Here is a 12,719-nt window from a genome sequence, read left to right on the forward strand (position 1 = left end):
TTGAGAGGGATTACTCCCGCCTGAGCGTGACCGTGGCGGCGCCGTCGATGGCTTCGCGTGGCTTGCCCAGGGAGAGCCCCCGGAGCGCCTTGTTGATGCACTGGGCGAGCGGGATGAGCTGGGGCGGGTGCATGCGTGCTCCGAGGACGATGCCCTCGGGGGAGTAGACCACGGCGTAGGTATCCTGACGGCATGCGACGTCCTCGCCGTTCCGCGCGTAGCAACTGTCGAGCGCGGGCAGGCGCCCTTCAATGGACTCGGCGACCCAGCCGTCCGCGTACCCGCGGGGCGCGGGCGCGACGGCGCCGTTCTCCGTCAGGCGGGGCAGCTCGATGACTCGGAGGTGGGCGAGCTCCTCCGTGGGCGTCATCCCAGAGGCCGTCAAGACGAGCCCTCCCGTTGCGGCGAGGCCCACCGCCAGCGCGCTGGCGACCATGAGGAGGGTCTGCAGGCGGGAGCGCGTGCGCGGCGGGGGGACGTGTTCCGCCGCAACGAGGACGGGCTGCGGGCCGGAGCTCGTGTGCGGTGTGGCGACGTGTTCCGCCGCGACAGGCGTTGAGGGTACCGGTGCTGTGTTCGCGGGCTCCAGGGGCGCGGCGCTTGCGACTTCAGGCTGAGGGGCCGAAGGGGCCGCCACGGAGGCGGCGTGAATCCAGTGCTCGAGCGCCTGGGCCAGCTCGTGGGAGTCCGCGTAGCGCGTGGCCGGGTCCTTCTCCAGCGTGCGCGCCACCACCTGGGAGAAACCGTCCGGCACGTCCGTGCGCACGCCGTTGAGCGGAGCGGGCACCTGGTGCATGACGGCGGAGAGCAGGGCCACGTTGTCCGCCACATCGATGGGCCGCTGTCCCGTCACCATCTGGTACAGGCAGGCGCCCAGCGAGTAGATGTCCGCGCGTCCGTCGACAGGGCGGCAGCGGATCTGCTCCGGGGCCATGTACGACGGCGTGCCGACCCATGCGCCAGACTCCGTGCCCAGCGCGGTGGCGTCGTCTTCGTGCATGAGCCGCGCGACGCCGAAGTCCAGCAGCTTCACGTGGAGGGCTTCGGTCCCCGTGTCGACCAGGAAGATGTTGTCGGGCTTGATGTCGCGGTGGACGACGCCGGCTTGATGCGCCACCACCAGCGCGTTCGCCACCTGATGGGCAATGGCCGCCGCGCGTTCCACGGGCAGGGGGCCTTCCTTCTTCAGCAGCGACTTCAGCGTCTGGCCCTTCAGCAACTCCATCACCAGGAACGGCGGTTCATCGGGTGCGTCGTGAAAGTCCATCACCTCGACGATGTTCGGATGCTTCACGCCCGCGGTGGCCTGGGCCTCGCGGCGGAAGCGTGCGTGCACGGCCGGCTCACCGAGGAGGTGCTGCCGGAGCACCTTGACGGCCACGGTTCGGCCTACGTCCAGTTGCTCCGCCTCGTAGACGGTGCCCATCCCCCCCACGCCAATCCGCTGGCGCAGTCGATACTTCTGCCCCAGCACTGTTCCAACCAAGGATGAGCGACTCATGACGCAACGTGTATACCCGAGCCTGATGAAGAACGTTGGCGACGATCCGCCCGATGACGGATGCAGCCGCCGTTGAATTCGCGGAAGGCCCTTCGCTCAGCGACCTACCGGTATTGTAATTGTTTCAGGAGTTTCGCGGGGCTGTTTCACCCGGGGTCGTGGTGACCTCTCCCAGGTGGGGCGGACCCATCGAGCCAGGGGCGCAGCATCTTCCCGACGACCTCCGTCGTGAGTCCCTGGGCGTACGCCAGAACGGGGCGTAGGGCTCGTCGTCGGCGGCTTTCATTCACGGATTCTACTGGCGGTGTCCCGCGCTCCGAGCGGCTCACGCCGGACTTCGCGGGCACGTTCTTCTCAAAGCTTGGGCTTTTTCGCTTTCTGAGACGGATTTCGCGTGTGGATTCCCGAACTTGGCGGTGTTCGAGCGTCGCGTGTGCCGTTCGTGAACTGCACCGTTGACGTGAGGGCCCTCGCTCATTTCTATCGTCCCACGCATCTCGCGAGGGAGTCGCCTTGGCAGGACAGACCGTTGAGTTGACCCAGGAGAACTTCGAGCGCATCACCCAGGAGGCCGGGGTGTGCGTGGTGGACTTCTGGGCGGAGTGGTGTGGTCCCTGCCGCGGCTTCGCGCCGACCTTCGAGGCCGCCGCGAAGGAGTTCCCGAACATCACCTTCGGCAAGCTCGATACGGAGGCGCAGGAAGAGGTCTCCGGCCGGATGGAGATTCGCTCCATTCCCACGCTGGTGGCCTTCAAGGATGGCGTCGAGGTCCGGCGCGCCTCGGGCGCGATGTCGGCCTCGGCGTTCGCGACCTGGCTGAGCAAGCTGGACTCCGTGGACCTGGCCGTCGAGCAGCAGCGGGCGGCGAACCGCAAGCTGACGGAGGAGGGGACGCCGCCGCCTGGCATTCCGCCCCACGCGGAATGGGACGCCGGAGACGAGGAGTGGTGCTCCGGCGACACCGACGAGGAGGGTGAGAAGCACGGCCCCTGGAAGTACTGGCGCGCGGATGGAACCCTCTGCAACGAGTGCATCTTCGTCCACGGCAAGCCCCACGGCCCCTTCAAGCGCTTCCATGAGAGCGGAGAGGTGTCCCAGGATGGCGCGTTCGAGCAGGGCAATCTGCACGGCCCGCGCACCTGGTACGCGTCCGACCAATTCACCACCGAGCGGATGCATGAGAACGGCGTCAGCGAGAAGGTCCGCCGCACGGTGATGGTCTACGCGAACGGCCGCGTGACGCAGGTGCTGCACTACAATGGCGCCGGCGAACGCGTGGTGCCCTCCACCGGAGAGCCGTACCCCACGCGGCCCGCGAACCTCCCCGAGAAGGCTGAGTACCGCGAGGACCAGGACCAGTGGGCGTCCGTGTCGCTCAACGCGAAGGCCGAGCGGCACGGGCTGTGCCGATTCTGGGACCGGGAGGGGCAGCTCCTCTGGGAGTGCGAATTCCACGAAGGCAGCCGGCATGGCCGCTATCACTCCCGCGCCGTGGACGAGTACGCGGACCCTCGGGTGCGGTTCGACGAAGGGGAGATGGAGGACGACTTCGCGTGCGGCACGTGGAAGTTGCTGGATGCGGAGGGCAACGCTGTCGTCACCCGGGACCTGGGCGTTGTCCAGGACCACGAGACGTTGGATGCCTCGGAGGTGTTCTCGAACCTTCCGAGGAGCGCCGCTGAATGGCGTGCGTTCGCCGAGCAGGCTCGGGCGGACCGGCGATACCGGGAGGCGCTGCTGGCCATGGCGCGGGCAAGCGCCGTGTCGCTGGATGCGGGCCCGCTGAAGGCATGGCTCGAGTCGCTCACCCTGCCTCGAACGGAGGCGAGTGCTCGCGAGAATGCCGAAGGCGTGATGAACAGCGCGGGGGATGAGCGGGCGGCGTTGGCGGATGCGATGATGCGTGGCGCGGAGGCCGCGATGTTGCTTCGGGGCTTCGCGGTGCTCCACGACCAGCAGGACCGGCCCCGGGCGGCGTTGGACTTCATCCTGGCCGCGATGCTGCTCGCGCCGGAGCGCTCGGCGTACCTGTTCACTCGGAGCCTCATCCTGGCGAACCTGGGGCTGGGCGAGCAGATGCAGAAGGACGCGGAGGCGCTGGCGCCGGCGGAGCCGGATTCGTGGAAGTTCCTCTCGGCTTACCGGCGGGTGCTGTTTCCGCGCTTCGAGTTCTGGCCGGGACGTGAGCCCGCGCACTGCACGTTCGATGAGGTCCCCGACGGGCCCACGAAGGAGCTGGACGCGGTGCAGGCCGTGGTCCGCAAGTACGCCACTCGACTCCAGTTGCTGCGCGCGGAGATTCTCTCCCGCTTCAAGCCCGGCACGAACGTGCCCTGGCTGCCGCCCGATGTGTCGTCCTTGCTGCCGGACGGGCCCGTCGAACTGGAGCAGACGGAGGTCGAGGACGCGGATGGTGACTCGGTGGATGTCGACGAGACGCTGTCCACGAAGGGGATGGGGATTCCGGCCTTGTCCCGTGCGGCCCGTGGAGACTGGAGCGCGCTGACCTGGCTCTTGTGGGCGTGCGGGGTGGATTCGATTCGGATGCCGGATGCGCTGACGCCTCCGGCCGACTTCGGTCAGGCCGCGGGACAGGCCACGCAGCGGCTGTGGCAGTGCCGCAACCGGCGGTCCCGTGGTCGCATCGACCCGGACCTGCCAACGTTCGATTTCGAAGGGGTTGCCCTCCAGGAGCTGCATCCCAATCTGGCGGGGATTGCCGAAGAGCAGTACGCGGAGACGCAGGCGATGTTCTTCTGGCTGACCGACGCGAACCACGTGTCTCCGTGGCAGGCCAATCTGAGGGGGTAGTCATGAAGCGGATTCGTCAGACGATTGAAGTCTCCGAGCCCCTGTGGCGGGCGCTGGAATTGATGAGCCGCGACATGGGCGTGGACCGGGATGCGCTGGTGGCGCAGGCCCTGTTCCAACTCGCGCGCCAGAATGGCTACGTGTCCCCCACCGCGGTGTCGCTGGGCGGGGAGGCGCAGGTGGCCGGTGGGGCCGTGACGGCTGCGGAGCCCGTGGTCCAGGCCGCTGCACCCGTGGTGGTGGCGTCGAGCGTGGTCGCGCCTCCGGTCCCCGAACCGGTGGCAGCGGCTGTTCCGCCCGTCAATCCAGGGGGCGGCGCGCAGGAGTCGGTGTCTGCCGTGGCAGTGGTGGCGGATACGGCTGCCCCGGTCGTGGGCGCCTTCTCGGCGGACGACGCGACGGAGGAGCCCGCGACGGAACCTCCTGGCGTCACCTCGGTGCCATTGTCCGTGGCGCAGGTGAATTCCACTGAGCTGGTGCTCGCGCGAATGCAGGAGATTCTCGCGGAGGTCGAGGCATCCGTGCTGCCGTCGGAGGGGCTGGCCGCGCAATCAGACGACGCCGACGATGATGGATCCGACGACTCCGATGATGAGGAGTCTGACGACGCCGACGATGATGAATCCGACGACTCCGATGACGAGGAGTCTGACGACGCCGACGATGATGAATCCGACGACTCCGATGACGAGGAGTCTGACGACGCCGATGATGAGGATTCCGAGGAGTCGTCGGACGAGGACTCGGAAGACGATGCGTCCGATGAGGATGCCGAGGAGTCGTCGGATGAGGACTCGGAAGACGATGCGTCCGATGAGGATGCCGAGGAGGAGGATTCGGAGGACGACTCGGAGTCCGAAGAAGCTGCGTCGGACGATGAGGCGGAGGTACCGGCGGGCAGCGGTGTGAAGGGGGATGTGTCCAGTGACGACATTGCCGCGGAGCTTGCGGCACTGGGTATCGAGGATGAGCCCGCGGAGGCTGCCAAGGTGGAGGCACCCGTCGCGACGCCGATTACGGCACGTCCACTGGTGGCGCGTCCTGTGCCGAAGATCCGGCCACCTGACGAAGCCGCGACGATTCTGGAGGACCAGTCGGCGGAGACGACCAACATCGTGAAGGCTCCCGCGCCACTGGAGGTCTTCGTCCAGTGGGCGCAAGGCGCGCCGGTGGCCGTCTCCACGGAGCGTTTCACGATTGGCCGGGGCCCTCGCTGCAGCCTCGTCGTGAAGTCGGAGCGTGTCTCGCGCGAGCACGCGGTCGTGACGCGGGTGGGGGACGAGGTTTTCATCGAGGACCTCAACTCCTCGAACGGAACTTGGTTCAACAACGAGCGAATCACACGGCAGCAGGTCTCGGACGGTGACGAGTACATGCTCGGCACGGAGGCCGTGTCCTTCACGATGCGTCCCGCGGGCGGTTGAACAAGAGGGGGCGGCGGCTACTCGAGGAGTTGCATCAGGTCCGCACGCGTAATCGCGGTGGCTCCGGAGCCGCCGCCGAGCGCTGCCTCGAACAGCTCCCGCTTCTTCGCCTGGAGCGTGAGAATCTTCTCCTCGACGGTCCCCTGGGACACCAGCCGGTACACCATGACAGGCCGCTGCTGACCGATGCGGTGCGCGCGGTCCGCGGCCTGTGCTTCCACGGACGGGTTCCACCATGGGTCCACGAGGAAGACGTGGTCCGCCGCCGTGAGGTTGAGCCCCGTCGCTCCCGCCTTGAGGGAAATCAACATCACCGGTGGGCCCTTCGGGTCCTGGAACGACGCCGCCACCGCGCCTCGGTTCGCCGTGCTGCCATCCAGCCGGATGAAGCCGATGCCCGCTTCCTGGAGCGCGGGTTCGATGAGGTCCAGCATCGACGTCCACTGTGAGAAGACCAGCGCCTTGTGCCCGTCCTCCACCGCCGTACCCAGTGCCTCCACCAGGGCTTGCACCTTGGACGAGGTCTTCGCCTGCTGGCCCGGCACGAGGGCCGGGTGGCACGCCGCCTGCCGCAGCCGCAGCAGGGCCTCCAAGGCCTTCAACACGCTGCCGCCCGCCTCGAGCTGCGACACCACTTCCTCGCGCGTCGCCGCGTAGATGGCGTCGTAGACGGCGCGCTCCCGCTCCGTGAGCGTCACGTGGCGCACGGCGTCCGTCCGGGGCGGCAGCTCCGGCGCCACGTCCCGCTTGAGCCTGCGCAGGATGAAGGGCCGGATGCGCGCCCGCAGCCGCTCCGCCGCGCCCTTGTGGTTGTCCGCGACCGGCCGCGCCCAGCGCTCCTCGAAGTCTTTCCGTCCGCCGAGCAGGCCCTGGTTGGTGAAGTGCATCAGGCTCCAGAGCTCCTCCAGCCGGTTCTCGATGGGCGTGCCACTCAGCGCCAGCTTGAAGTCCGCCTGCAATCCATACGCGGCTCGCGCCACCTGGCTGTCTGGGTTCTTGATGGCCTGGGCCTCGTCCAGCACGACGGTGCTCCACTGCTTCGCGCCCAGGACCTCCGCGTCCAGGCGCATCAAGGCATACGTCGTCAACGTCACGTCGGCCGACTCATCCAGCGCGCGTCCGGGGCCGTGGTACACGGAGACCTTCAGCGAGGGACGGAAGCGCTTCACCTCCGCCTCCCAGTTGGGCAGCACGCTCGTGGGCGCCACCACCAGGGTGCCCGGGCCCAGCGTGCAGATGGTCTGCAGCGTCTTGCCCAGGCCCATGTCGTCCGCGAGCACGCCGCCCAGTCCCGCCTGCCGGAGGAAGGTGAGCCAGCTCACGCCCTGGAGCTGATACGCGCGCAGCGTCGCCGTGAGGTCTTCCGGCAGCTGCGGCTCGGGAAGCTTCTCGAAGCCCTTCACCAGGGGCGCCAGCCGCTCCAGGCCCGGCGGGGAGGGGTGCTCCAGCGCTTCACACAGGCCAGTGAGCTGCGGGATGGCGTGGTTGGCGAGCCGGCCATCCCGGCCTCGCGCGGACAGCAGGTCCGCCACGCGCTGGCCATGGGACTTCAGCCACTCCGCGGGCAGGGGCGCCCAGCCGCCACCTTCCAACGGCACCAGCCCGAGCCCTTCTTCCCAGGCCCGCATGACCGCCGCCGCATCCACGGAGCGGGGCGACTCCCGGTCCTCGCCCTCCACCTGGAAGTCGAAGGAGAAGCCCACGTGCGGCACGCCCTCGGTGACGGCGCCCGTGTCCACCTTGAGCACCGGGCGCAGTTGCACGTTCGGGTTCGTCACCACCGCCGCGCCATCCCCCGTGAGGCCCCCGCGCCAGCGCCGCAGCTTGTCGGCGAGCTGGACGGCTTCCTTCCCCTGCACCGTGACGCGCCGCCCGGGGGCCATGTTCAGCTCGTCGCGGAGCTGGTGGATGAGCATCTGCTCGGCGGCCTCGTCGCGCACGGGCGCGGCGCCCTTCAGGTACACCATGCGTCCGCTGTCGATGCGCACGGTCGGCGGCGAGCCATACACCAGCGTCGGCAGCACGGAGAGGCCGGTGTCGAGCTGGTTCAACTCCAGGGAGATGCGAGGCTTCAGCGTGCGGTCGATGGGCGGCAGCCGTTGACTTCGCACATCCACCGGCATGCGCCGTGCGATGTCCGGCAGCACCTTTCCCGTCAGGTCTCCCATCTGGTGGGGCGCGAAGGCGCGCTCCTGCGGCAGCTTCTCCAGCCAGGGTCCCGTGAGGCCTTGTTCCCCCAGGGGACAGAGCGTCCCGCTGCACAGCGCGAGGCCGGGGCTCACCACCTCGGTGACGCGCGGGTCCTTCTCCACCTTGAGCACCGTGTTCTCACCGCGGTCCTCCACGGTGACGCGGGGCATGAGGGGCTCGCTCGTCACCGACACCAGGGCGCCGTCGAAGAGCACGGTGCGCGCGGGCTCCAGGACGCGCAGCAGCGCGTTGAGCCGCTCGGGTGGCAGCGCGCCCCGGGTGGGCTTCAGCAGCAGCTTGTCCGCGAGCAGGTCGCACGGCTGCGTCTGGATGCGAGCGGCCTCCACGGGATTGGTGAGCAGCGAGGCCAGGCTGCGCGCCAGCAGTCGCGCGGTGTTGTCCGGACGCACGACCAGCCGCTCCAACTGGAGCCCGCCGTCCACGCGCTTGAACCGGTACACCATGCGCTCCGGCTTCGGCGCGCCAGCCGCGGGTGCGCTGGGCCTGGTGATGGTGTTCGCACCTGGGCGCGCGGCGGGGGTGGCCGGACGCTGCGCGGGGGTACGCCGCGCCGTGGCATGCTGGTGGAGAATCAGCGCCGCCGCGACCACGTGCTCGCAGGGGTCCACCCGGCCGCGGCAGTCGCACTCCCAGATGGCCTCATCCAGGTAGAGCACCGTCTTCACGGGGGCGGGCCGGCTGGGCACTCGCACCCGCAGCACGGCCTCTTCCTCATCCACGGACTGCACCGAGACGGCGCCCGCGCGAGCGAGGCCCGTGCCGGCAGACCAGGTGTCCGGGCGCGCTTCCTCCCGGACGGCATCGAGCAGCTCCGCGGTCGCAGACATACGAGGCCTGCTTCCCTATCCCCATGCGGAGCCTCGTGCAACCCGGGCCTCGTTCCGGGTGCGGCGGGGTGTCAGGGGGTGTCCCTTGTCATCAGGGCGCGGTCGTCGTGAGCGGAAAGTCCGCGCGCGCCCAGGCCTTCTCGAAAGCGGAGCGGGTGCGAGCCGCCTCCTCATGGCGTCCCTGCGCTTCGAGCGACTGCGTCAAGCCAAACAGGCCCCAGCCATTCTTCGGGTTGCGCCGCAGGTCCTCGCGGTAGACGGCCTCCGCTTCCTGATTGCGCCCGGCCTCCAGCAGCGCGGCGCCCTGGTAGTGGCGCACCGGATAGAACCAGTCCGCGGGCTCGGCGTAGGAGAGCCGGTCCGCGGCGTCGACGGCTTCCCGCCACAGCGTCAGGGCCTGGGGCCGGCCTTCGGCCTGGGCCACGCGGGCCTCCAACACGCGCACCGCGACGCCCAGCACGTCTTTCGCGGTGTTGAGGTTCGCGGCCAGGGTCGGAGGCACGGTGCGGGCCAGTTGTCGCAGCTCGGCCAGCTCCGCGCGGGCTTGTGGCAGTTGCCCCGTGGCCGCCAGCGCCATGCCGTGCGCGTGGAGCCAGAGGCCCGTCTGGACGGGGTACTTCGGGTTCGGGCGGGGCTCGGCGAGGAGGCCCTCCCAGTCCCCGAAGCGCACCATGGCGAACAGCGGCTGGGCCACGAAGAAGTCCATGCCCGGCATCATCGTGAGCAGCTCCGGCGGGAAGTGTTTCGCCGAGGCCCGGGCTGCCTCCAACGTCTCCTGCTTCCGCCCCTCCATGGACGCGGAGTACGCCAGGAAGCCGAAGTTGTGGGACGTGTACATGGGGTAGACGTGGCCGCGCGGCTTCGCCTGCTTCTGGTAGGCCAGGTCCGCCGCCGCCGCCTTCCGATTGCTTTCCGATGCATCCGCGTAGCGGCCCACGCGCTGGTAGATGTGGGCCGGCATGTGGACGATGTGCCCCGCCTTCGGCGCCAGAGCGCCCAGCCGGTCCGCGGAAGGCTCCGCCTTCTCCGGGTTCGGCGAGGCCTCCACCGCGTGGATGTAATAGTGGTTCGCGCCCAGGTGGTAGGGGGCCCGGGTGAGCACGGACTCCAGCGTGGCGACAATCTGCTCCGTGCCCGGAGCCGGCGCCCCGTCCAGCGACCACAGCTTCCAGGGATTCCGGTCCATGAGGGCCTCGGCATGGAGCGTCTGCACGTCCAGGTCCTCCGGGTAGCGCGCGGCCACGTCCGCCATGGCGCTGGCATAGGCCTCGTTGAAGGGGGCCATCTTCTCCGGTGGCAGGGCATTCGGGCCGGGGTAGCGCTGGACGAGCGCGGTGATGAGCGCCTGCTCCACCGGCGTCGTACGGGGTGCGAGCTGCCGCGCGCGCTGGAGGGCGTCCCAGGCGGCGGGCGCACTCTCCGCCAGCATGGGCATGTTGTAGTTGGGACCCAGCACCAGCGCGACGCCCCAGAAACACATGGCGCAGGTGGGGTCCAACTGCGCGGCTCGGGCGAACGAGCGTGCGGCCTCGTCGTGGTTGAAGCCATACGCCAGCCGCAGGCCCTGGTTGAAGAAGGCCTGGGCCTGGGGGGAGGCCGTGGTGACCTGGCGTTCGTGCGTCCCCAGCCCGTCGAGCAGCAACGCGCCGTCTGCCAGGGAATCCAGGGTCGGGGCCGAGTGCTCCGCCGCAGCGGCGGACGTGCCGGCGACCGCCATGGCCAACATCAAGACATAGGGCAGGGGAGCACGCATGGGGGACCTCCGCGGGGATGTGCTCTTTCCCCAACCTGGGGACGCGCCGACGCACTGCCCACGGGGTGACATGGCGCGTTGCCTACTTGAAGTGATGCTTGGCGGGCGCATCACTTTCCGCGTGCGGATGAGGGTTGGGAACGAGCCCGCGCCGTAGTAGATTCCCGCCCGGCGGAATCTCACTGCAGCAGCGCGAGCGTCCGCTCAAGACCACCCATGCTCGAAAGGTGTTCGAGGGTTCCGCCCCCAGGGCCGGCTTCCTCGTTGCGCCGCTTTTTCATACCCCCATCCGCGTAGCGCCCAGGGAGATTCCGCCGTGCCTCACGACACCACGCTCATCGCCACCATCGCAGTTGGACTCGGACTGGCCTTCGTCGGTGGGTTCGTCGCACGGTGGCTGAAGCTGCCACCTTTGGTGGGCTATCTCCTGGCGGGCGTGGCCGTGGGGCCATTCACGCCGGGCTTCGTCGCGGATGGGGGCCTTGCCGGTCAGTTGGCGGAGATTGGCGTCATCCTGCTGATGTTCGGCGTGGGGATTCATTTCTCCATCAAGGACCTGCTCGCCGTGCGCAATATCGCGGTGCCGGGCGCCGTCGTGCAGATCGCGGCGGCCACCGTGATGGGGACCGCGGTCTCGCACTGGTGGGGTTGGAGCCTGGGTGCGGGCCTGGTGTTCGGCCTCGCGCTGTCCACCGCCAGCACCGTGGTGCTGCTGCGCGCCTTGGAGGAGCGGGGCATCCTCGATTCGGTGAATGGCCGCATCGCGGTGGGTTGGCTGATTGTCGAGGACCTGGCGATGGTGCTCGCCCTGGTCCTCCTCCCCGCGCTGGGCAACGTCCTTGGCTCCGCCGACACGCAGACGCCCGCGACGGCGGCCGCTGGAGACAGCCTCATCTGGACCCTGGCCTTCACGCTGGGGAAGGTGTGCCTCTTCGTGGCGCTGATGGTGGTCGCCGGCACGCGGCTGGTGCCCTGGCTGCTGACCCAGGTGGCCAAGACGGGCTCCCGCGAGCTGTTCACGTTGTCGGTGCTGGCGGTGTCGCTGGGGATTGCGTTCGGGGCCGCCGCGCTCTTCGGCGTCTCCTTCGCGCTGGGCGCCTTCTTCGCGGGCGTGGTGGTCAGTGAGTCGGAGCTCAGCCACCGGGTGGCGGAGGATTCGCTGCCGCTCCAGGACGCGTTCTCGGTGCTGTTCTTCGTGTCGGTGGGAATGCTCTTCGACCCGATGGTGATGGTGAAGCAGCCGCTCGAGGTCCTCGCCGTGCTGGGCATCATCGTCCTGGGCAAGTCGCTGGCCGCCTTCTTCATCGTGTTGGCGTTCCGCTACCCGGTGAACACCGCCCTCACGGTGTCCGCGAGCCTGGCGCAGATTGGGGAGTTCTCATTCATCCTGGTGGGATTGGGCGTCACGCTCGGGCTGCTGCCGAAAGAAGGGCAGAGCCTGGTGTTGTCGGGAGCCCTGCTGTCCATCACCCTCAATCCGCTCGTCTTCAAGACCATTGATCCGCTGCTGGCGTGGCTACGCCGGCACCCAAGGTTCGCCGCGCGCATGGACCCCGAGGAAGATGAGCTGTCCGACCTGCCCATTGGCATGGGGGACGTGCAACTGCGCGAGCACGCGGTGTTGATTGGCTACGGGCGCGTGGGCGGCGTGATTGGCCAGAGCCTGACGGAGCAGAAGATTCCCTTCGTGGTCGTGGAGCAGAACCGCGAGTACGTGGAGCGCCTTCGTGAGGAGGGCGTGCCCGCCATCTACGGGGACGCCGCGGTGCCCGGCATCCTGGAGCACGCGCACCTGGATACGGCGTCCATCCTCATCGTCGCCACGCCGGACGCGCTGCAGGCCCGCGCCATCGTGGAGCAGGCCAAAGGCGTGAATCCGTCCCTTCCCGCGGTGGTGCGCACGCATGGGGACGAGGAGCGGGATTACTTGGTGTCATTGGGCGTGGACCGGGTGGTGATGGGCGAGCACGCGCTGGCACGGAGCATGTTGGACTACGTGCTGGAGCGACTGTCCGCACTGAAGGCCGGGCCTCTGTTGCCGGCACCCGCGGACGCCGTGGTGCCTTGAGGCCCGCGGGAACTGCGGTGCGGCTCCCACTCGAGACGGCGTCGTCGTGACATGAAAAAGGCCGAGGCGCGGCAAGCGCCTCGGCCCGTGCGTTTCATCGCCGCGTCCGCCCGGCTGGGGACGC

At 69.0% G+C, this 12,719-nt stretch carries 6 protein-coding genes; 3 read left to right on the forward strand and 3 right to left on the reverse strand.

The window, feature by feature from the left end; genetic code table 11:
- Window positions 1–10 precede the first annotated feature (10 nt).
- A complete protein-coding gene (locus FMQ63_RS03550; RefSeq protein ID WP_011552331.1) occupies window positions 11–1,501 on the reverse strand; it encodes a serine/threonine-protein kinase in 1,491 nt (496 codons plus the stop codon).
- A gap of 513 nt (window positions 1,502–2,014) precedes the next feature.
- On the opposite strand from FMQ63_RS03550, the gene trxA reads away from it, so the two are divergent.
- Window positions 2,015–4,312 (forward strand): thioredoxin, encoded by a 2,298-nt coding sequence (gene trxA / locus FMQ63_RS03555; protein WP_011552332.1) that lies wholly within the window; start codon window positions 2,015–2,017, stop codon window positions 4,310–4,312.
- Between the two features lie 2 nt (window positions 4,313–4,314).
- A complete protein-coding gene (locus FMQ63_RS03560; protein ID WP_011552333.1) occupies window positions 4,315–5,736 on the forward strand; it encodes an FHA domain-containing protein in 1,422 nt (473 codons plus the stop codon).
- 17 nt (window positions 5,737–5,753) lie between these two features.
- Here the strand turns inward: FMQ63_RS03560 and FMQ63_RS03565 are convergent, their stop codons facing one another.
- Window positions 5,754–8,774 (reverse strand): DEAD/DEAH box helicase, encoded by a 3,021-nt coding sequence (locus tag FMQ63_RS03565; RefSeq protein ID WP_011552334.1) that lies wholly within the window; start codon window positions 8,772–8,774, stop codon window positions 5,754–5,756.
- 91 nt (window positions 8,775–8,865) lie between these two features.
- Window positions 8,866–10,527, reverse strand: coding sequence for a hypothetical protein (locus FMQ63_RS03570; protein WP_225909892.1), 1,662 nt, complete (start codon window positions 10,525–10,527; stop codon window positions 8,866–8,868).
- 316 nt (window positions 10,528–10,843) lie between these two features.
- On the opposite strand from FMQ63_RS03570, the gene ybaL reads away from it, so the two are divergent.
- Window positions 10,844–12,595: a YbaL family putative K(+) efflux transporter gene (gene ybaL, locus FMQ63_RS03575; protein WP_011552336.1), complete on the forward strand. Its 1,752-nt coding sequence runs from the start codon at window positions 10,844–10,846 to the stop codon at window positions 12,593–12,595.
- Window positions 12,596–12,719: the final 124 nt, after the last annotated feature.

This window comes from Myxococcus sp. CA005, assembly GCF_006518205.1.
Taxonomy (GTDB): domain Bacteria; phylum Myxococcota; class Myxococcia; order Myxococcales; family Myxococcaceae; genus Myxococcus; species Myxococcus xanthus.